The organism is Pedobacter psychrophilus (assembly GCF_001652725.1).
Lineage (GTDB): Bacteria > Bacteroidota > Bacteroidia > Sphingobacteriales > Sphingobacteriaceae > Pseudopedobacter > Pseudopedobacter psychrophilus.
The window spans coordinates 492,152-515,612 of sequence record NZ_LWHJ01000011.1; the positions used below are offsets into that span (position 1 = coordinate 492,152).

The window sequence follows — 23,461 nt, forward strand, 5'->3', positions numbered from 1 at the left end:
TTTTCTTTTATCAAAGAGCTTATCAATAAGGTTACTCATAAGCTCTTTAGAAATCCATAATTACTTATAAGCGATCTCATTCCATTTTAATTCTTTTTCAAATTGATTGATTTCCGTATTAGCATCGATAGTTATCAATTCAATTCCAGCCATTTTAACAAAGTCTCTAAAATAAGCAGTTGTCAAAGATTGGCTGTAAACAGTATGGTGAGCACCCCCAGCGTAAATCCAAGCCGTACAAGCTGTTTTCATATCTGGTAGAGGTTTCCATAAAACTCGAGCAACTGGTAATTTAGGCAATTCATGTTCCACTTCTACAGCTTCAACTTCATTTACAATTAATCTAAATCTGTTGCCCATATCAATTAAAGAAGCATTTATGGCTTTTCCGCTCGCTACATTAAAAACTAAACGAGCAGGATCTGCCTTGCCGCCAATTCCTAATTTGTGAACTTCTAAATTTGCTTTTCCTTGAGCTAAAGAGGCATCAATTTCTAACATGTGCGAACCTAAAACCATTGGATTTTGCGGGTCGAAATGGTAAGTGTAATCTTCCATAAATGCTGTGCCCCCCTTTAAACCTGTAGCCATAACTTTGCAAGCTCTTAGTAGTGCAGCTGTTTTCCAATCGCCTTCTCCGGCAAAACCAAAACCTTGTTGCATTAAACGTTGTGCTGCAATACCAGGTAATTGTACCATTCCATGTAAGTCTTCAAAAGTATCTGTAAAGCCCTTAAAGCCACCATCAACTAAGAATTTTTTAAGTCCAAGCTCAATTCTTGCAGCTTCAACAACAGATTCCCTTTTTGCTCCATCAGCTAATAATTCTGACGATAAGGTATAACTTTCTTCATATTCTTTTACTAAAGAATCTACGTCAGTTTGGCTAATGCTATTGATTATCGCTACCACATCACCCACACCGTAAGTATTTACAGAAAATCCAAATTGCATTTCTGCTTCCACTTTATCTCCATCTGTAACGGCAACAAAACGCATGTTATCTCCTATTCTAGCAAATTTTGCACCTTGCCAATCGTTCCATCCAGCTGCAGCTCTTGCCCAAACATTAGTGTCTTCTAAAACTTTCTCATCTTGCCAAAAGCCTACAACCACTTTTCTATTGATACGCATACGGGAAACCATAAAACCAAATTCTCTATCGCCATGTGCACTTTGGTTTAAATTCATGAAGTCCATATCTATGGTGCTCCATGGAATATTGCGGTTAAACTGAGTATGCAAATGCAACATTGGTTTTTTTAACTGACTTAATCCTCTGGCCCACATTTTAGCAGGGGAGAAGGTATGCATCCAAGTGATAATACCAATACAGTTAACTGCTAAATTTGCAGCAGTGATAGTTTCATATATTTCTTCTGATGATTTTAAAATAGGTTTGAAAATAACTTTTACTGGAATGCTTGGCGCTTGGTCTAAAAACTGAGCAACTTCTTGTGAGTGAATTGCTACTTGTTTTAGCGTTTCTTCGCCATAAAGATTTTGTGTACCTGTTAAAAACCAAACTTCTAAGTGCTTTAAATTGTTCATTTTATGATATTTTTATTTTTTCTAGTTGATATTTTTTATTTGCGTTAACGATAGCAACGGATACCGGCTTGTGGATAAGGCCAGTGCAGTATGAGTGCATAGCGTGTTAAAACGCACAAGATATTATCTTTCCCCATTTTCCATTCACTATTTTCTACTCCCACTCCACTCATCAAAATTATTGACCATAATAAGCATCTGCCCCATGTTTTCTATCATAATGCTTTTGTATTAAAGAGTCTTTCATTCGGTTTACTTTACCTTCTATTTGTTCGGTAAATAAAGCCATTTGTGCTACAGACTCTAATATGGCACTATTATAAACTGCTTTTGCAGCTGTTTTTCCCCAAGAAAAAGGAGCATGGTTGCCTACTAAAATCATTTCTACTTCTTTGTAGCTTAAATTTTTATCTTTTAAATGGTTAATAATTTGGAAACCAGTTTCGTACTCGTAATTGCCTTTAATCATGCTGTCATCCATTGGCGGTGCACAAGGAATATCTACCGTTAAATGGTCGGCATGGGTGGTTCCGTAAATTGGAATTGCCCTTAAACTTTGTGCCCAAGCAGTTCCATAAGTACTGTGGGTATGCACTATGCCAGCAACGCTTTCCCAATGTTTGTATAGAACTGCGTGGGTTTTGGTGTCTGATGAAGGTCTTAGCGAGCCTTCTACAGTTACACCATCAAAATCTACAATTACCATTTTTTCTGGCAATAAATCTTCATAAGGAACGCCACTTGGCTTAATGGCAAAAACACCTTTATTGATATCTGCAGCGCTAACATTTCCAAAAGTAAATAGTACTAAGCCTAATTTCGGCAACTTCATATTTGCTTCGAAAGCTTCTTCTCTAATGCTTTTATAATTCATGATGATTTAATTTTTAGGAGTTAACTTATCTTCTATAAAATTACCTGCAGCAATATAAGTTTGATAGCGTTTGGAATAAATATCAGTTTTTTCGGGATTAGGATGATATTCGGCATCAAAACCTTGTCCCATTGCTTGCATAGCGTCTTCTACTTTGGGGTAAATACCTGCAACGGTGGCTGCAAACATGGCTGCTCCAATGGCGCAAGTTTGTTCTGATTTATGGATTTTTATAGGCATATTCAGTACATCAGCCATCATTTGCATAATGTATGGAGATTTTTTTGCTACACCTCCTAAACCAATTAAACCCTCTACTTGTACCCCTTGATTATTAAATTGATCGACAATTTTTTTGGCTCCAAAGCAGGTTGCTTCAACCAAGGCTTTAAACATATTTACCGCGTTTGAACCTAAATTTAAACCGAAAAAAGCACCTTTTAATAACTGATTAGCGTCTGGAGTTCTTCTACCGTTTAACCAATCTACTGCATATTCGTCTGTTTCTGATAGTGGCAATAAATCGGCCTTTTCGCTTAAAACTTTTATCAATTGATTGTCTACTTGAGCAATCAAAGCTTCAGTTTTTTCAGTTGCATTATCGGCCAATAAATTTTTGATTGGCCACATTAGTAAGTTTTTATACCAAGCATATGCATCGCCAAAGGCAGATTGACCAGCTTCTAAACCTGCCATTCCTGGGATTACAGAGCCGTTAACCTGTCCACAAATACCAGCGACCAGTTTGCCATGCATATCCTTATTTGGTGCAACCAAAATATCGCAAGTAGAAGTTCCCATTACCTTACTTAAATAATAAGGTTCAATTTGTCCGCCTACGGCTCCAAAATGAGCATCAAAGGCACCGATACCAATGGCAACATCTGTACTTAAGCCTAATTTATTTGCCCATTCTTCTGATAATGTTCCGGCTTTTTTGTCTGAGGTATAAGTTTCTGTAAAAAGTTGGTCTCTATAACCCGCCAAAAGTGGGTCTAAAGAGCTGAAAAACTCTTCGGGAGGTAAACCTCTAAATTCTTCGGCCCATAATGCTTTATGACCTGCAGCACAGCGGCTTGCTTTAATATCTTTTGCGTTTGTGCCGCCAGTTAATAAAAATGGAATCCAATCACAATGCTCTACCCAAGCGTAAGTACTAGAAGCAACTTTTTCATCTGCTCTTAAAATGTGAAGAAACTTAGACCAAAACCATTCTGATGAATAGATTCCACCTACATATTTTAAATAATTTACCGGAAATTTTGTAGCGTGTTGGTTTATTTCTGCTGCTTCTCCTACACCGGTATGGTCTTTCCAGAGAACAAACATGGCATTTGGGTTTTCTGCAAATTCAGGCAAAAGAGCTAAAGGAACACCTTGATTGTTAACGGCAACAGGAGTAGAGCCGGTTGTATCAATAGAAATGGCTAAAATATTTTCAGCTATATCGCCTGAGACATCCGCTTTAGCGATTGCCTCTTTTATAGTTTCGGTTAAACCTTCACTATAATCAAGCGGATGTTGCCTAAACTGACTTAATGAAGCGTTACAATATTTGCCAGCTTTCCAGCGGGGATAATAAAATACTGCCGAAGAAACCTCGTTCCCATTTGCGGTGTCAACAATTACCGAGCGAACTGAATCCGTTCCATAATCTACGCCGATAACATAAATTTGTTTTGCCATTTCTTGGATTTTTATTGCTGATTATAAGCTAGATTTAAGAGGATATTAAAATTATAATGATTTATTTGTTTATCCAGTTGGTAATAAAAAGCACCCTTTTTAGAGTTTGATTTATCCTTTTCATCTAATTTTTTTAAAAGCTCACTACCTAGCAATTTTCTGCTGAAATTTCTTTTATCAAAACTTGACTCAAAGACTTCTTCGTAAAGTTGTTGTATTTGCGGGATGGTAAATTTTTCTCCCAGCAAACCAAACAAGATTGGTTGCAGGGCTGCTTTCTTTTTCAAGTAATCTCTACCGGCGGCAATCATTTGTGTATGGTCAAAAATCAGTTTAGGAATTTCGTTAAGTTTAAACCATTGGGCCTCATATTCATGATTTATCTGTTCTTCAAATTTTTTGATATCAATTAAACTTGAATAAACGATACTTACGGTTCTCTCCGTTGGGTCTCTATCCGCCTTACTAAATGTTTTAACCTGCTCCATAGAAACACCGGATAATCCAGCAAGTTCTTTTAAGATTCGCAGAGCGGCTTCATCAGCAGATTCTTCTCCTACTAAAAAACCGCCCATTAAACTCCATTCGTTTTGATAGGGTTGTAGCTTTCTTTTAATCAATAAAACTTTTAAAGTTTGGCTTTCAAATCCGAAAATTAAACAGTCTACAGCTAATAATATTCGTGTATATTTTAATTGTTGAGGCATCATTTTAATTAGTTGTGTAAATATAAGTGTTAATTTGACAATTAAAATAATAGTAAGTTATTTTAATATTTTAAAATACAATCTTTCTGAATGCAATCATTTTAAAATCAAATATGTAACGTAATTTTATATCTTAATCTTAATAAATAGGAATGCTATACATTTTAAGAATTAATAAATTCAAAATTATTATTGACCTAATTTTAACAAGTACTCTTGATGCTCTATTTTATTGTACTAATTACAATGTTCTTATTATCTCAATAAAAAGTATTATTGTCCAATCTCAATCAATTCAATGAAGTATTTAAAAATTATCCTTTTAATTTTTCTGCCATATTTTGTATCAGCTCAGCAATTAAAATTAGAAAACGGTCAGGAACTAAAACTCCACCCTCGTTTATTGCTTTTGGCTGGACAGGAGAAAGATATTCTCGAAAATGTAGCAACAGATAAGGTTTATCGGTTGATTCATGAAACTATATTAAGAGAATGTGATAAATTTTTAAGTGAACCTCCTGTAAAAGAGATTAAAATAGGGATGCGTTTATTGGATAAATCTAGAACCTGTTTAAGTAGGGTTTTCTATTTGTCTTATGGATACAGAATGACAGGAAATAAAAGTTACTTGAAACGGGCAGAGCAAGAGATGTTAGCAGTTGCAAATTTTAACAAATGGAATCCAACCCATTTTTTGGATGTTGCTGAAATGACTACCGCTATGGCTATTGGATATGATTGGTTATACAACGATTTGTCTGAAAGTTCTAGAAAAATTATCAGCGAAGCTATTTTAAACAAGGGGATTAAACCTTCTTTAGATTCAACTTATAATGGTTGGCTTGGGAAAAAAAATAATTGGAACCAAGTATGCAACAGCGGAATTACTTTTGGAGCCTTAGCAACTTATGAGGACCATCCAAAATTATCCCAAGAAATTGTTGATAGGGCGGTAAAAAGCATTAAGCTACCGATGGGACAGTATGCTCCCGATGGTGGTTATCCCGAAGGTTATATGTATTGGGAATATGGAACATCATTTAATGTGTTATTTTTGAGCGCCATCAAAACAGTTTATGGAGAAGATTTCGGATTGTCAACCGAGCCAGGCTTCATAAACACTGCCTCTTTTTTAGAGCATTTAACAGGCACAACAGGTAAACCATTCAATTATTCCGATTGCATTAGCACTGCACAATTCAATCCTTCTGTTTTTTGGTTTGCAAATCAGAATAAAGACAATTCTTTATTGTTTATCGAGAAAAGTAATACGTTAAATAATGATTCTTTAAGAAATAGATTACTGCCAGCCTCGATGGTTTGGGGAATTGGACTTAAATTAGATGATGTTCCCGTTCCTCTAAAGAATTTTTGGGTAAGCGAGGGAGAAAACCAAGTGGCAACAATGCGAACTTCATGGACTGATAAAAATGCCATTTATTTAGGATTTAAAACAGGTTCACCTTCAGCGAGCCACGGGCACATGGATGTGGGTTCTTTTGTAATGGATGCAAATGGGGAACGTTGGGCAATGGATTTCGGTATGCAACAATACGAAAGTTTGGAAGCCCAACAAGTGAATATCTGGAATATGTCTCAAGAATCTGACAGATGGAAGGTTTTCAGATATAACAATTTTGCTCACAATACCGTCACGGTAAACGGAAACTTACAACTAGTTGCCGGTAAAGCTTTTATTGAGCATTCTTCGTCAAACCCTAATTTTTTAAGCGCTACTTCAAATATTACCTCACTTTATGCAGATAATTTAAAGAAATTGGTGAGGGGAGTTGCTATTGTAGATGAAAAATATGTGGTAATTAGAGATGAAGTAGAAAATAAATCTAAGGAAGTTAATTACAGATGGACGATGGCGACACCTGCATCGGTTAAAATTTTGAATGATACTACCGCAGAGCTTTCTCAAAATGGGAAGAAATTATTATTAAAAACTCAATTGAATTATCCATCAAAAATTAGGCTTTATAGCGCAGCACCTACTAATAATTATGACGCTAAAAACCCAGGAACGGTATTATTAGCTGTTGAAGCAAAGTTGCCTGCAGATTGTAAAACAGCTTTATCTGTATTTTTAATTCCAAAAGATGAAAAGAAACTAGATTTAAAAGTTAAAGCGCTAAAAGATTGGCCTTCAGATAATAATTAGGTAAGAAAACTGCTGGTTTGTTTGATTGTTCTTAATTATTGAACCTTGATTAACCTAAAGTATTTTCAGTTTAATCAAGGTTTAATACAGAGTACAAACGCTAGTTTTCTAGTAGTTTCTTTAAGTAAATTAAGCTGATAGGAACCTGCGTTGAAGTATTATTGCTTTCATCTTCTATATAATAATACTGAATAGAAGAGGATTTAGCCATTTTAAAAATCTCGGGAATATTTAACTGACCTGTACCTACGGCAACATCATTTTCAACAGGAGTTTTACCAGAGAAATCGCCTTTTACTCCCTTTTTCAAATCTTTTACATGCATCAATTTAAACCTTCCGGGATATTTTTTGATAAGCTGAGCCGGATTTGCGCCAGGGTGAAATGCCCATAATAAATCTAATTCAAAGCTTACGTATGCTGGATTTGTATTATCCATGAGGTAATCAAAAAAAGTACCTTGTTCGTATTTTGCAAATTCATAACCATGGTTATGGTAGCAAAAGGTCAGATTATAATCTTCCTTTAACAACTTTCCTGCTTTATTAAAATCCTCTGTTGCTTTTTTTGCATCTTCAATCGTAAAACCTATACTATCGTTATGAGGAATCCATGCCACTCGTACAAAACTAGCTCCGAGTGTTTTAGCATTCGCACCTACTTCTGCTGTTTTATTATTTAAATCATTATAGTTTACCCCAAACGAAGTGCAAACCATCCCTCTTTCATCTAATAATTTTCTTAACTCAGTCGCTGTTTTACCAAAAAGACTTGAAAATTCAATATTAGTGATGCCTAATGCTTTAATATAATCTAAAGTTGCAGGCACATTTTTAGCAAATTCATTTCTAAAAGTATAGGAAACCACTCCATATTTATTGCCCAAGCTAGCGGTAGCTATTTTTCTGATTTTTATATTTTTAAAATAAACTTTGTTTCCGTGATCCTGAAGAAGGATACAACCTTTTTCTATCAAACCAAAGCCTGGAATGTCTTTATATTTGCTTTCGGCAACTAAAGTGTTAAAAGCATCACCACCTCGCTCATAAGAAATCAGTTTCTGACCATTTAACCAATGCTCTACATGAGCGCCTTTAGATATAATTTTTGCCGTATTCCATTCACCTATTGGATGAAGAGGTTTATCACTTGGTGCGGGTATTAAATCATATAATGAACCTAGTTTTCTATTTCCGATTTTTCCTAATTTAGCATCGGGATGCACATCATCATCTAGCAATTGAAACTCTAAACCATAAGCAGAGCGTGGTGCGCCTGGTTTTGGTTGCTGATTGTCTACAAAGTATTTTATTCCACTATTTGCTCCTTTGGTGAGTTTAAAGTCTACAGTCAATTCAAAATCATCATACAATTGTTTGGTTACAATATCACCACCATTTGTAGATTCTGCTCCATTTGATGGCTCTACCATTAAGCATCCTTCTGAAATTTCCCATCCTTTTTTTGGAAAAGTGTCCATGAAAGCTCCTCGCCAGCCATCAGTTGTTTTACCATCAAACAGCAATTTCCAACCCGCCTGTTTTTCGGCTGTAGTTAACTTATTCATTTGTGCTTTTAATGGTTGTATTGCTATAAATAACAACATCACAATAAAATACCTCGCTATAATTAATTTTTTCATTATTTTTTATTTTAATAATCCTTACTGATTGTGATGGAAATAATTTTGGTATTTTAACCTTTTTTGAAACGAAATTGATTTAAACCTTCACTTCCCAACCTTTTTCATATTCTCTGTCCCAAAGTAGCATAGCCTCAGTATCATTAAGGATGTGTCCGTTAGCAGAATTACAATTTAACACCCTTCCTACGCGATAAGCAATATTGCCTAATTGAGGTAATAAAGTTGATTTATGACCTTCAGAAATTGGTGCATTAATTGTTTCGTTACCTCTTATCGATTCTATAAAGTTATTGAGATGCTGTCCATCTAATTTCTCTAACGGACTCACTGTATTTGTTGGGTCAAAAGGCGTGTCATCTATTGTTTCAGAAACCAATTTATTATCATTATTATATACTTTATAGCTATTGGCACCACCATAAACAATGGTACCCTTGTCGCCATAAAAAACTACCCCTCTTCCGGCTCCTTCAGAGTTAAAGCTGTTGCAGCTTCTGCCTTCCCAAGTACAAGCAGTATTGTTAGGAAATTTATAAGTAATTGTTTGTGTATCTGGTGTCTGCCAATCGTCTTTCCAATGAAATCTTCCACCTGCCGAAACTACCTCAATAGGGAAATCTACACCTAAGCCCCAACGAATAACATCTAACTCATGTGTTCCGTTATTTAAGGCTTCTCCGGTTCCCCAATTCCAGAACCAATGCCAGTTATAATGAATAATATTATCTCTATACGCGGTTCTTGGAGCTGGCCCTTGCCAAAGGTCAAAATTCAGATTTGCAGGTACGGGCACCTGAACTCCTGTGCCTATAGATTTTCTGTTGTTTGTGTACCAACCTCTAGCAAAATATACCCGACCAATAACTCCAGAATGTAGCTTGCCAATCATTTCGTTTACATTATTGAAAGTACGTCTTTGGCTACCCATTTGTACCATCTTTTTATACTTTTCAGTAGCTTGAACCAGTAATTCTCCTTCTCTTGGATTATGGCTACAAGGTTTTTCCACATATACATGTTTGCCTGCTTGTAAGGCCATAATTGCAGCAGGTGTATGCCAATGGTCTGGCGCTGCTATTACCAATCCATCAAAATCCTTTTGTTCTAATAGTTTTCTTATGTCCGTATATCCTTTTGGTTTTTTACCTGTTATTTTTTCAATTTCAGCAATTGTTCTGGCTAACACATTTGCATCGGGGTCACAGATATATGCTATTTCTGTATGAGGTAATCGAGCAAAAGTTTTTGCTAAAAAATTTCCTCTACTATTCGTTCCCATTACTCCAAGTATTACTTTGTCATTTGGAGAGCCATTAAAAAAGCTGTTTGCGGATGCTAACGAAGGCGTTAACAATACGCTTGTAGCAGCAATAGATGCTGTTTTGATAAATTCTCGGCGATTATTCATATCTTTTTATCTATTTCTAAAAGGATTAGCAAATTAATGAACATGTATAAAACTCAACTTTTACCATCTTTAAATAACTTAATAGCATGATTGGTTGCCCTTGCTGTTAATGCCATATAGGTTAATGATGGGTTTTGAGATGCTGTGGATGTCATACATGCTCCATCGGTTACATATACATTTTTACATAAATGCAATTGATTCCATTCGTTTAACAAAGAAGTTTTTGGGTCTCTGCCCATTCTTACACCTCCCATTTCGTGATTTTCACTTCCAGGTATTCTTTTGGTATCAATCGTTTTAATTTTTGTATAACCCGCTTTAGTAAACATGTCAGTAAATTCATCAAAAAAGTTCTGAAGCATTTTCTCATCATTCTCGTCATAAGCAACAGAAAAAATAGCTTGAGGCATTCCGTACTTATCTTTTTTAATTGGGTCTAAGGTTATTTTATTAGTTTCTTTTGGGATAGTTTCGCCCATCATTTGGCAAACAATTTTCCAGTTTCCTTTTTTAGTAGAAAGTAGTTTATTCTTTAACTCTTCTCCAAAAACTTCGCCTACGGGAATTTGCTCTCGAGAGGAATTAATAATAGTATGATAGCCTCTTAAGAAATCTTTTTCTTGCTGATGAACATTAACAAATCTGGGAATAAATGCAGCATTAGGTCTTCTTCCATCTGTATCAAAATCTTTAAGACCTTCATATTCTGCTGTTACCTTTCCTCTATAATTATGAAATGCTATATATTTCCCTAACAAACCACTATCATTACCTAATCCGTTTGGAAACCTATTTGATTTTGAGTTTAGCAGGATTAAATTGCTATTCATGGCAGAGGCATTCAAAAAAATTATTTTAGCAGAGATGGTTTTAACTTCTTGGGTAAAAACATCTATTATTTTTACACCAGTAGCTTTTTTTTGTTGCTCATCATAAATAATAGACTGAACTACGGTATTTGTTAAAAGTGTTAAATTCCCTGTTTTTTGTGCCCATGGGATGGTGGACGAATTACTTGAAAAATAGCCACCAAATGGGCAACCCCGCTCGCATAAATTTCTTCTTTGGCACTGCCCTCTGCCTTGTTCTAAATGGATTTGATTTGGAGTAGAGAGATTTGCAACTCTTGAAGATATGAGATGCCTATCAGTATAATTATTTTTCAGAGATTTTTGTAAATGCTTTTCTAAGCAAGTAATTTCAAAAGGAGGTAAAAATTCACCATCAGGTAGTATTTCTAAGCCATCTTTATTTCCGGCTATACCTACAAATTTTTCTACGTAACTATACCATGGTGCAATATCTTTATATCTTATTGGCCAATCAACCGCAAAACCATCTCTCAAAGGACCATTAAAATCAAAATCGCTCCACCTTTGTGTATGTCTTGCCCATAATAAAGAGCGTCCGCCTACTTGCTTTCCACGTATCCATGAAAATGGTTTTTCTTGGATATATTCTTGTTCCGAATCTTTTTTTAAGAATTGTAATGTGCTTTCACCAAATATGTAATGTTTATTTACAGATTGATATTCTTGGGCTTTCTCGTAAGGAACAGTTCCTCTATGCGGAAATTCCCAAGGATACATATTTGTAGTAGGATAGTCTTTGATATGTTCTACATTTCTGCCATATTCAATCATTACCGTCTTCAATCCTTTTTCTGTGAGCTCTTTAGCCGCCCAACCTCCCGTCATTCCTGAACCAATAACAATCGCGTCAAATATATCATCCATAATAAAATCTTAAGCTTTTATATTTACGCATCCATAATAATGACCTGGAACTAATTCATAAGGTATCAGTTTGGTCATTACATATTCAGAATCTTGGTAGCCTATCAGTGCCCATTTGTAGGTTTCATTTAGAAAGAACTGTAACTCCTGATTGTGCAGTTGTGATTTATTTAAATTTTTATAAAATGATTTTTTGGCAGAAGCGTTTATAGTGATCGATTTTTCATATACTTTTTCTAATTCATTAAAGCCTTTTTTTAGCTTTTTTTGTTCAATTTCTGAATATAAATCATCAAACATTTTTAAGATAAAGGCATCTAATTTTAATTCTTTTGCACCGTAAGTTTCAGTAGAAGGTATTAGGTTATGAATATAATCAATAAATATATTTTCTTGGTTAACAGTAAGCTTAATATGAAGCAATTTGCTAGAAATTAACCCTCCAACTTCAAAACAGCTTGGAAATAGAAGGCTGCTTCCTAGTAGTAAAAATAGTTGTTTAATATTTTCTCTACGGGTCATGGTTATATGCAATTTATAGTCATATATAATACAAAGCTTTAACTCTAAAGGAGTACTACCCAAAATAGATATATAGATAGTATTAAATGAGATTATACTAAAAACATTTTCAAGCAAGGTTGATTTGGTAATCATCAAAATTGTGTGCTAGATAACTCAGTTAGTTTGATAGCTTATACACGCTTCTTTTTAAGGCTTATATAATAAAAGATTTTGATAATTATCCCTTAAGATATAATGATATTTTGATGTTTATTTGAATTCCGAAGTGAAGAGTTTAACAAAATATTTTATAGAAATATATTTTTTCTTATTAATAAATTATAAAGAAGAGAGCAAATTTAAACTGACTCTCTTCTTTTATATATCATATATAATCACTCTATACGACTAGATTTTTTTATGGGAAAATTGATGACGCTACATTTGTTTTTATGGTAAGGTCATCGAACCAAATCTGTAGTGGGTTAGAATCTACAAATTGACCATCAACAACGTTATTATTCCCGTATAGCTTCATTGGAGCAAAATTTGTAAAGCCAGTTGTAACATTGTCAGCAATTATAACTCCATTCTTCTTTCCAACTACACGGTTTGTTCCAGCTGTTGCTACCTGCGCTTTAGAATCAAATACTTTTGTATAAGCTGGATATGTAAAGCCATTGTTAACAAAACCTAATTTCCGTAAAGCAAGAGTAGCTCTTCCAGTTGATGGCCCGCCTTCTTTAACATAAATCTCTGCTTGATACCAGTTTCCAGGTTCAATTGGAAAATCTGTATTATTTAACGGAGTGGCTTTCCAAGCTTGTACGAATCCATTATTTGTCAAGTCTTCACCAGTCATTTCAAAAACAATTTTTCTACCTGTATTTGCTGTTCCTTTTGTCTTGATATCATATCTTACCCTAAAAGGACTTTTATCTGCATTACCATCAGATCCAGTAACTGCTTGCCAAATGCCAAATTCAAACAGTAATAAAAAATCACCTTGTACAAAAGTAAAATCGGTTAAAGTAGACCAGCTCGGCGGAATAAAGAATTTAATTTCTTGTTTATATTGCTTAATTCCTGATGGTGTTGTTGGTGAAGGATTAATTGGATCTCGGCTTTTAGAAAAAAGATCCGTTGCTACTCTACCTTTTGTGCCACCAGTAACGGGAACAGTTGCATTTTTTATAACAAACTGCAAATTTCTATTAGTTGATCCGGCTGGATAGGTAACTAATTGGGCATAACGGTCTGTACTTGAGCCTCCTTCATAATTAATTCTGAAATCAGAAAATCCATAAACTGTGGGTGTCTCTAGATTATAGTCCCAATCGCTATTGTCCAGACCTGCCGTCGCACCTAAAATATCTTGAATATTCGTACTAACGTTTACAATTCGGATTAGATTGCTAGTGTTTGTGAAGCCAGAGGCTGCATTGTCAAATCTAGATTGAAATACAAGTCCGGTAACGGCTTCAGTTTTAATTTTTTTGTCATCAATAGAACTTTCATCTAGTACATTACTTTTTTCTGCACCATTTTTTGTGCAGGATACTGTTCCCAAAATTAGCATAGCAGCCAATATTGGTTTAATGTGAAATCTTTTTCGCATAATTTTAATTGTTTAATAAATTGAGAATATTACAACACAATTAATTGATTGGAGTACAGTTGTTTATAAATAATTATTTTGTCTCAATTGATTAAAAGCGTAAAATTACCTGATGGATTAGAATAGTGCCTTAAAGATTTGATAAGTTAGAATATTATATCCAACTCGCTTAAAATTACTGTTGTGGCAAAAATCACCCAAAAAAACACAGGTAATACTAACAATCCAAATCTATTTACTAATGATTTGTTCACTATCAATATATAAATGATTACCGATAATATGATGATGTTTACTAATAGACCTGCATAAATTCCTACAAGTCCACTTATTGCCAGAGTATATAATGGATAAGAAATGCATAAAATAAGTAGAAGGGTTATTTTTCGTCTTAACTCTAATTGTTTAATAGTAAGTTTTTCAAGAGTGAGCCACCTTGCTAAACTCAAAATCAATGTCAAAACAACCCAAACTGAACCTATCAAAGTACCAGAAGGATCTATATAAGGTTCTTTTAATCTTGCCGCATCAGGGTTTGTGTCCCATCCAAAGCCAAAAAGTAATCCATTTATAATTAATACTAAAATCAAGAATATACTTAAATTAATTATAAGCCCTTTTCTGTTAAAATTGTTCATTGTTATATCTATATTAAAATTCAAAAATAAAACCAATATTTGGGGTGATGGTCACTTCCTTATTTTCTAAGATGACCGGAATTGCATTTGAACCATCTGGAGCTATTTGTTTTCCATCGGTCGTCAAAAATGCACTGTTATCAGAAGTTCTTTTAAAAGTATAATCAGGGTTGCTTTGGTTTTTAAAGAAGAGTATGTTTTGGATATCCAAATAAAGATTCAAGGACGTACGTTTAAAATTAATATTTTTATCAACTCTAAAATCAAGCTGATTAAATGCCGATAATCTCAGATTGTTTAATCTTTGATAATCTATAGTACCCACTCCTAATAACTGATAATTCGCTCTTGATAAATTTTCATCAAAAGGAGTATAGGGTGAGCCCCCAGCATATCGATATTTTAATCCTAAATCAAAACCTCTAGTGGTTTTATAACCCAATGTAGAAGAAATCAGATTTCTATTATCCCAAGAAGAAGGAACTAATTTTTGATTTAAGCCACTAAATTCACTCCTTACAAAAGTATAACTTAACACATAAAATAATTTATTGACCAATTTTTGCTGAAGAAATAGCTCGAAACCATAAGTTTTGCCTTTTCCATTACTTTCAATCCTCTCACTTCCAATAGAGCCAAAATCTGTTCCTTGGTTAGCTAAAGAAATACCCGTATCAAAGGAAACAGGATAATTACTGTACCTTTTGTAAAAAGATTCAAAAGTTATTCTAAAGCCTTCATTAGGCAAAAACTGTGTTCCTAAAACATAATGATCAGACCTAATGTATTTTGCATTTTTATTAATCAATACATTATCCTGATTTTTAAACCCTAACGAAGTATATGTTGGTATCTTAAAATAGGAGCCAACCGATGCATTTATATCCCATTTTTGATTAATATGGTAACTAGATGAGATTCTTGGAGACAAACTTTTTAAAGGATTATAGCCTGAATTTGTAAATGAATTTAGGTCGGTTCTGATTCCTGCTGAGATTAATAGTTTATCTTGGAAAAAGTTCTTGGCAGTTTTTGCAAATGCCCCATACTTAAAAAAATCAATATCATTTTTAAAAGCCGTTATTTTTTGAGGTGTTATAATATTTCCATTACTGTCTCTAACTTCGTTAGCTTCAATACTAAAAATATCGGTTTTGTAATTTACATATTGTACTGAGGTTCCGAAACTGTATTTCCAACCGTTTACATATTTATTAAAATCAAATCTTGCTTTGTTTTCAATTTCTCGTGAAGATAAATTTAAAGTTTTTTTAATTTCATCTTTCTCACCATCTTCATACTTTTCTAATTGGTTATCAAAAGCATTTCTACTCAAAATAAAATTCATATAGCCATTATTTAGCTTTTTCTTAATGGTAAAACCTCCGGTATAGTTCCATTGATTAATAAAAGGTAATGAACGTGTAAGAAATGTTTTTTCAAGAGTGGATTCTTTAACATTAGCAAATTTAAATTCGTCAATAGCTCCAATACCTATAATTGAAAATGTAGTTTTTTTATTCAATTCTCCTGAAACCTTAAATTGAGAATCGTAAAAATTAGGTCGGATGGGAAAGTCCAATGCTTTAAACAAAAAGTCTAAATAGGATTTTCGAAGACTAAATAAAAAGGTAGTTTTTTTATTCAAAGGACCATCTAACGTAGCAACAGATTCAGTAAAACTTACCCTCGCATTACCTGCTAGTCTTTCTTTGTTCCCTTCTTTTTGTTTAATAATGAATGTGGATGCAAGTACGTTATCATATTTGGCATCAAATGCAGAAGAGCTGAGTTTTAAATCTTCAATAAAGGCAACATTCAAAATGCCTTGTGCGCCACCACTACTGCCTTGAGTTTGAAAGTGATTTATTACAGGTATTTCAACGCCATCTAAATAATAAACATTCTCATTTGGAGCACCACCTCTAATGATGATGTCATTTCTTTGCGCTCCACCGCTACTTCCTCCAACTCCTGGTAAAGTTTGTATAACTTTAGAAACATCAAAGTTTCCACCTGGACTAGCTTTTATCTCTTCAGTTGTTAAGGATTGCACTGATAATGGTGTAATCATATCTGTAGCAATGGCAGATTTACCCCTATCAAAAACTACTTTTACTTCCGATAAACTTGTTGAGGTTGGTAAAAGTTCGAAATTTACCACTTGGGGATTTCCTGCCGATACTACTACATTGAATTTAAGCTGAGATTCATAACCTATGAATGAAACTTTAGTAGTTAAAGTTCCCAATGGAACTTTTATCCTAAAGTTTCCATCAATATCAGTTGGTGTTCCAATACTTGTGTTCTCAACACTAATCAATGCGCCAATAATTGTTTCTTGTGTATTTTTATCTTTCACATTACCCGTAATAATTCCCTCGGTTTGAGCAAAAGAATTAACATAAAATAGTGTTAGAAAAATAAAGATTGTAAATTTAATAATCATATCTATATTGTTTTAGTTTTATACAAAGTAAAACAATAATGTTTTAATATTAAAACATTATTGCATTAATTTTTATAATAAAACAATATAATTGTTTCAAATAAGTTTTAAATACAGCTATAAACTTAATTAATGGAACAAAATTGTTATATTTGAAATGATATGGAAAAGTTTGATTTGCTAAAAGTGTTGCTTAATAAACTCGAAAATTATTATGAATCTACAGACAATCTCAAAGATTATGAATCATTTATAATCTGGCTAAATATGCATCAACAACAAAATCTATCTACCACAAACCTATCAAACAATAATAAATTTGGCGGTGCAGAAAAGTTAACTCAGGATTCAGTCTCAAATATTGATAATGGAATTGGAATTTTGAATGGATTAATGTACCGTTACAGTAGAATGTACTCTAAAGTGGCATTAGAGCATACTAGTAAACTAAGTCTTGAAGAGTTTACATTTTTGGCAACCCTTAGTAGTTTTGAAGGTTGCACAAAGACTGAATTAATTAACACAATGATATTTGAAAAATCGACAGGGATAGAAATTATAAAGAGATTAGTAAATGCCAAATTAGTATCTGAGGAAGTAAATAGTGGTGATAAAAGGAGTAAACTTTTAAAACTCTCCGATAAGGGAAGAGTAATATTATTTTCAACATTTAGTCAGATGGAAATTGTATCAAAAGAGATTACAAAAGTTCTTGATGAATCGGAAAAGAAAGCATTACATTATATTTTAATGAAGTTGGAAAACTATCATAGAACTCATATTGATTCAAATTTGGAAAATCTCAGAAAACAGTTAATTGGCTTCTAAAGTCTATTTGATTTAAAAGTAAAAAAATTAGCGTTACTGATGTTTAAAAATTATATTTCACCAAAAACCATATAAATATTAATGGTGATATTTGGGAAAGCATATTTAATAATAAATATGGTTTTAAATTCTATTCAACTTCTAAACATATATTGTTTATATTCTAAACACCTTATTTTTTTTCAAGTTAAATTACTTAATTTCGTTATTAAAACCATAATTTGATGGTTTACTAATAGCTTTATATCAGTTTATTTAGTAATATAAAAACTAATTAATTTACCATTTACTTAAAGGTTTGACAACCACTTTGTTTTTAGATCCCCCCTTATCAGAAATGGCAACTGTAATCGTTGCTTCAATTACGTTGGTTAAATGGATAGATAATTTTTTAAACCCCGCATTTTTATCATTACCCTCTGATTGAATAGAACTAGGCAGCAGTTTAGGTTCCATAATTTCAAATTTCGCATTAGCAGGACTAATTAATTCAACTTTTAAAAATTTGCCGTCTTTTTTCAAAGTAGCACTTTTACCGTTTTTAGATAATGAAATAATGGCTGGAGTATGGGCAAACCAAAATAACTCTGAAGGTTTTTCTGTCCGTATCTCATCCTGAATAACTACATGATTTTTATTTATAAGTGCAAAACCACGTTGTGCGGATAATACTTTACCTGTGTAGGCATCTTTTAAATCTAATATTGCAAATGACTTATTATTCTCTGATTTAAAAAAAGTAATGGGTGCTCTGCCAAATAAATTTTGGTCAGGATTTTGGTCAGGATTAATAACTAATGTATTATGGCCTTCTGCTCTTACACGATAATAGGTCCATCTTGTTTTATTTTTGTCGAAATAACTGGGTACGTTATAACTCTCAGCTCCAAAATCTGTAAACCATCTTATATCATTTCTTTCAAGAATGAAACTTCCCAAATCCAAATGTGAGTGGTTGTCTTGGTTATAACCACCTTTAATGCCCACAAACCACGCATTTTTATCATTCCAGGCACTTCTCAATGAGGCAACATTTATTTTTGAAAAACTATTATCTAATGGAATGCTGTTTTGTTGAGAATGGGGATTGTACCAAATCATGTCTAAAACAGATTTTGTGCTTACTGATTTTAAATAAGAGAAATATAGTGGGTTGTTATACTTTTTGGATAGCCAAAAAAGAACTGGATTATCAACCTTTTCTAGCCAAGCATCTGCATAGGTATAAGGGTAACCAGTAGCTCCGCTCATGGCTAATACAAAATTGCCAGTTACTGATAAGCCGGGCATTTCACTTAAACCAAAATCGGTTCCCAAAGCAGATTCTAGTGAAGCCATCAAAGCAACATTATATTTCATTGAATATGACCAATATCCAGGACCTTCAGCAAAACCACCGTCGGGAGCAAAGGCTTCTAATGCCAAAGGGATACTTTTTAATGCATTTTTTATAATTTTAGAAGCAACTAGCGGTTCTTCATCTGCTATTGCCAAGGCACCCATGCTCATTCCAGCGTTACAAACAGAATTCCAGTTACTGTTTGATAATGGAAAATTTACAATCATTCCTTTGTCTGGAACCAATTTGTCATAATATAAAAGCCCTCGGCTTAATCCTTTATCAAGAATAGCCTGCTTGATCACTTTTTTTTGGTCTGTATTCCATACATCAAAAAGCCAATCGTAACCTATTGCAAATGCATGGGTCATTTCTGCATCGTCTAAGAAGTGATAAGGATTCCAATCAGGAAATTGGGAAGCAGAGAGCAGGTCCTTCCAAAGTCTTTCGGCATATTTTTTATTTTTAGTAAGCCTGTAAGCCATACTTAAAACATAAGTACGGTTAAGTACCAATCGGCTCATTGTTAATAATCTTAAACCGTCAGGTATTTCGTATTTACAAACAGGGGCACTTAAAATAGAATCCGCATTAAGCAAAATATTTTTTCTGCAATCCATGATAAATTCATCGGTTAAAGCCTTCTTATTTAGATCATCGAACTCATCAAATGATTTCAACAATAAACGAGGATGATATTTTTGAAGATTAGCTAATGGATTCTCTGGTACATTAATTTGTGCTTTTATGGATTGAATAAAAAAAAGCAAAACGATTAGGGATTGTACGATGTTACGTAACATATAAGTTTTAAAATAGTGGTTATTAACGATTGGTAAATTCTTTTTAGTCCGATAAAATCAAATGTAATAAAACAGATGCTAGTAAATAGTAGCTTAACTTTACCATGTAGTGAATAATAATAATACAAACTTTAGAGGTAAATTATATTTTTATCTCATCCTTATTCATTATTTTATTAGATACAAATTTATAACGTATGAGGAGTAGGGAATTAAAATAATTTTTTAATCCGCTTATTTTTAGATAAAAACAGTTAAGCGGTTTAATTATACTATTTGTAATTCAGAAATTATGATTTAATGTTATGAAAATAACTATTTTATATAATCATATAATAATATTTTAAATATAGTTGGGCATGAAAGAATAAGAATTGAGAAGCGGAAAAAGTATATTAAGCGGATTAAAGAATAAAAAATATTTTGATAAAATTTTAAATGAGGATTTAACTATGAAAGGTTTTATTGAGCTTTTTTGAAGTTTACTTTATGTATGTTTTTTTCAAATGAAAAACCAAACTCCATTGAATAATTATGATGAAAAATAAATAAATGTTTTAAAGTCTGAATACATTAAGCTGAAATATAATCAATTTAGTCTCTGTATTAGAAGGCAAAATAAATAATTACCATATACTCTTTTATCCCTTTTCATTTGTAATCATGAGAATTCAAAACATAAATCCTAGCTACAAATAAGAAATTTTTTATAATGAAAATAGCAAATTTTAATACTTACCAAATAATACTGCTTATACTAATTCTAAATATTTCAGCATTAAAAGCTCAAAACAATCCAATCTCAAATCCCTCATCAGTAATAAAAGTTGATAATGCTCGATTTACAGTTTTAACATCTGGTTTGATAAGAATGGAGTGGGATAGCTTGGGTGTTTTCGAGGATGAAGCCACTCAGGTTGTGCTCAATAGAAATTTAGATAAACCAGATTTTAAAGTAAAGAATAGTGGGAAAAGGCTCATCATTGAAACAGATAAATTTGAACTCATTTATAAAAAAAGTAATGAAAGGTTTAATCCGAAAAATTTAGAAATTAAAGCAGTAAAAGGTGATTTTAAGTGGGATTTATCTGTTAAAAATTTAGGAAACTTAAAAGGAACGGCTAAAACTTTGGATAATTTTAACGGTGAATTTGCAGATGCCGATCATAGCAAAAAATTAGAATTAGAAGATGGGTTATTATCTACTGATGGCTGGTTTTTGTTGGATGATTCCCAAAGCTATTTATTAGATAATTCAGAGCTTCCATGGGTAAAAAACAGAAAATTTGGTCATTCGCAGGATTTTTATTTTTTCTGTTACGGTTCTGATTACAAAAAAGCAATTTATGATTATATCCTTATTGCGGGAAAAGTTCCATTGCCACCTCGATTTGCTTTTGGTTACTGGTGGAGTAGATATTACGCATATTCTGATCAAGATTTAAGAAAGATGGTCGCTGATTTTGAAAGCAATCAAATCCCATTAGATGTATTAGTGATTGATATGGATTGGCATCCCACTAAAGGTGCCTATGACAAAAATCCAAGACGTGACCTATCTGGTTCAAGAAGGGGATGGACAGGCTATACTTGGGATAAAAGATTATTTCCAGACCCAGAAAAATTTCTAAAATGGACAGCAGATAAAAATTTAAAAGTAACATTAAATCTTCATCCAGCATCAGGTATTCCATTAGCAGAAGAGAAATATAATGTGTTTGCCAAAGCAATGGATTTTGATACTACTGGGTTATCTGCCCGTAAAACTGAGGTAGATAACGAATTTGCAAAATGGGATGTTTTTGGTGAAGTGAGCTATAAAGATATTCCTTATGATGGAGACAATAAAAAGTATATGAACAACTTATTTGATGTTATATTGAACCCATTAGAAAAGCAAGGAGTTGATTTTTGGTGGCTTGATTGGCAACAATTTAAATTCTCAAAAAATTTCTCACATTTAGATAACACATGGTGGTTAAATCATGTTTTCTTTCTTAAAATGCAAGAACAGAAGAGCTCAAGACCATTAATTTACCATCGTTGGGGCGGTTTTGGCAATCATCGTTACCAGATAGGATTTTCAGGAGATGCAGTTATATCTTGGGAGAGTTTAGCTTTTGAACCTTATTTTACAGCTACCGCGTCTAATGTGTTGTATGGTTACTGGAGCCATGATATCGGTGGGCACTTATCCAGTAGAGATACTTCTGTCGATAAAACACTTTCAACAAATCCTGAATTATATACCCGTTGGTTACAGTACGGCGTTTTCAGTCCAATTTTGAGGACCCATTCCACTACTGGTATTAAAATGAGCAGGTTGCCATGGGATTTTGACACAAAATATGCCGAAGTGCTCAGTCAATACATTAACTTGAGGTATGAATTAGCCCCATACATTTATACCATGGCTCGTAAAACTTACGACACTGGAATTTCTCTTTGCAGGCCTTTGTACTATGATTATCCTAACCAAAAAATCTCTTATAATAACAAAACAGAATATTTATTCGGAGATGATTTATTGATTGCTCCAATTACTAGCCCTACAAAAGCTAGCGTTTCAACTAAGAAGGTCTGGTTACCAAAAGGAGACTGGGTAGCATGGTTTGGCGGGGAGAAATTGTCTGGAGAACAAGATTTGCAAAAACATTTCGCATTAGATGAATACCCGGTATATGTGAAAGCCGGGAGTGTGATTCCTACTTATCCAAAAATTAACAATTTAAAACATAATTGTGATACGTTGATTTTGAAGGTTTTTGGTAGAGGAGATACTAAAAGTTCTTTTTATGAGGATGGAGGAGATGATGAAAATTATAAAACTGGAGCTTTTGCAGTAAGGGAATTTCAAACTTTTGCAGATGATAAAAGCAGTCAAAAGCTACAAATTTCAGCTAATAAAGGAAGCTTTAATGGAATGTCATCATCCAAAACTTTCATGATTGATTTTAAAGGTTTGGCGATGCCTAAAAGCATCACTTTGAATGGAGAATTATTGTCCAAAGTTTCTAGTGAAAACAAGAGCGAAAGAAATTGGGAATATCTTATTGATGAGGTGGCTGTTCGTTTAAACATACCAGATGTTAAATCTGCTGAAAAATTGGATATTGAGGTAAAGTATGATATCAATCCCGATGAAATAAATGGATTGGAGGGGAAAATGAAAAAAGCAAAGAAAACACTTAACCTTCTTCGTACAATGATTTCTATAGATTTAATTCCGCAAAAGTTTTTTGATTTAGGTGAATTGGAATTAAATCTTAAATATCAACCAGAGAACTATAATGCTTTGGTTAGGGATTTTTTATCAGGTTACGAGAAAATAAATTCCAGTATAGAAGAATTTGGTATCTCAATAGAAAATAAAAAGATGTTAAAAGCTATCGTTGATAATTGAGACTTTTTTTATTTAAAATGCGATTTTAACAGTTAATAATCCTGTACTCCATACCAGCTTCTTATATGTAATGATGCATAAAATCATCATTTTTTAAGAACA

15 protein-coding genes are annotated in these 23,461 nt (G+C 33.2%); 3 read left to right on the forward strand and 12 right to left on the reverse strand.

The window, feature by feature from the left end; genetic code table 11:
- Positions 1-60 precede the first annotated feature (60 nt).
- From araA to A5893_RS02800, 4 genes are all read right to left on the reverse strand, one after another.
- Complete coding sequence (araA, locus tag A5893_RS02785) at positions 61-1,551, reverse strand: L-arabinose isomerase (RefSeq protein ID WP_068821016.1); 1,491 nt, start codon at positions 1,549-1,551, stop codon at positions 61-63.
- Between the two features lie 178 nt (positions 1,552-1,729).
- Positions 1,730-2,425 (reverse strand): L-ribulose-5-phosphate 4-epimerase AraD, encoded by a 696-nt coding sequence (araD, locus tag A5893_RS02790; protein WP_068821017.1) that lies wholly within the window; start codon positions 2,423-2,425, stop codon positions 1,730-1,732.
- 6 nt (positions 2,426-2,431) lie between these two features.
- The gene (locus tag A5893_RS02795) at positions 2,432-4,111 is read right to left on the reverse strand and encodes a ribulokinase (protein WP_068821018.1); all 1,680 of its coding nucleotides are present in this window, start codon (positions 4,109-4,111) and stop codon (positions 2,432-2,434) included.
- An 11-nt stretch (positions 4,112-4,122) separates the two neighbouring features.
- Positions 4,123-4,821, reverse strand: a complete 699-nt coding sequence (locus A5893_RS02800) for an NUDIX hydrolase (protein ID WP_232456789.1) — start codon at positions 4,819-4,821, stop codon at positions 4,123-4,125.
- Positions 4,822-5,116: 295 nt separating this feature from the next.
- On the opposite strand from A5893_RS02800, the gene A5893_RS02805 reads away from it, so the two are divergent.
- Positions 5,117-6,985 (forward strand): heparinase II/III domain-containing protein, encoded by a 1,869-nt coding sequence (locus A5893_RS02805; RefSeq protein ID WP_068821019.1) that lies wholly within the window; start codon positions 5,117-5,119, stop codon positions 6,983-6,985.
- Between the two features lie 100 nt (positions 6,986-7,085).
- Here A5893_RS02805 and A5893_RS17795 read toward each other — a convergent pair whose 3' ends face one another.
- The 7 genes from A5893_RS17795 to A5893_RS02840 form a co-directional block, all read right to left on the reverse strand.
- Positions 7,086-8,627, reverse strand: coding sequence for a family 16 glycoside hydrolase (locus A5893_RS17795; protein WP_082911281.1), 1,542 nt, complete (start codon positions 8,625-8,627; stop codon positions 7,086-7,088).
- A 79-nt stretch (positions 8,628-8,706) separates the two neighbouring features.
- Positions 8,707-10,038, reverse strand: coding sequence for a Gfo/Idh/MocA family protein (locus A5893_RS02815; RefSeq protein WP_068821021.1), 1,332 nt, complete (start codon positions 10,036-10,038; stop codon positions 8,707-8,709).
- A 53-nt stretch (positions 10,039-10,091) separates the two neighbouring features.
- Positions 10,092-11,777 carry a GMC oxidoreductase gene (locus A5893_RS02820; protein WP_068821022.1) on the reverse strand — a complete coding sequence of 562 codons (1,686 nt, stop codon included), beginning with the start codon at positions 11,775-11,777 and terminating at the stop codon, positions 10,092-10,094.
- Between the two features lie 9 nt (positions 11,778-11,786).
- Complete coding sequence (locus A5893_RS02825; RefSeq protein ID WP_082911282.1) at positions 11,787-12,434, reverse strand: gluconate 2-dehydrogenase subunit 3 family protein; 648 nt, start codon at positions 12,432-12,434, stop codon at positions 11,787-11,789.
- 265 nt (positions 12,435-12,699) lie between these two features.
- A complete protein-coding gene (locus A5893_RS02830) occupies positions 12,700-13,899 on the reverse strand; it encodes a hypothetical protein (RefSeq protein ID WP_068821024.1) in 1,200 nt (399 codons plus the stop codon).
- Between the two features lie 146 nt (positions 13,900-14,045).
- The gene (locus tag A5893_RS02835) at positions 14,046-14,537 is read right to left on the reverse strand and encodes a tryptophan-rich sensory protein (RefSeq protein WP_068821025.1); all 492 of its coding nucleotides are present in this window, start codon (positions 14,535-14,537) and stop codon (positions 14,046-14,048) included.
- Between the two features lie 13 nt (positions 14,538-14,550).
- Entirely contained in the window at positions 14,551-16,986 is a 2,436-nt protein-coding gene (locus A5893_RS02840) for a TonB-dependent receptor (protein ID WP_068821026.1), read from the reverse strand.
- 162 nt (positions 16,987-17,148) lie between these two features.
- On the opposite strand from A5893_RS02840, the gene A5893_RS02845 reads away from it, so the two are divergent.
- Positions 17,149-17,814, forward strand: coding sequence for a MarR family winged helix-turn-helix transcriptional regulator (locus tag A5893_RS02845; RefSeq protein WP_068821027.1), 666 nt, complete (start codon positions 17,149-17,151; stop codon positions 17,812-17,814).
- A gap of 279 nt (positions 17,815-18,093) precedes the next feature.
- Here A5893_RS02845 and A5893_RS02850 read toward each other — a convergent pair whose 3' ends face one another.
- A complete protein-coding gene (locus A5893_RS02850) occupies positions 18,094-19,956 on the reverse strand; it encodes a heparinase II/III domain-containing protein (protein ID WP_068821028.1) in 1,863 nt (620 codons plus the stop codon).
- Between the two features lie 712 nt (positions 19,957-20,668).
- Between A5893_RS02850 and A5893_RS02855 the strand changes: the two genes are divergently transcribed.
- Entirely contained in the window at positions 20,669-23,359 is a 2,691-nt protein-coding gene (locus tag A5893_RS02855; protein ID WP_068821029.1) for a glycoside hydrolase family 31 protein, read from the forward strand.
- Positions 23,360-23,461: the final 102 nt, after the last annotated feature.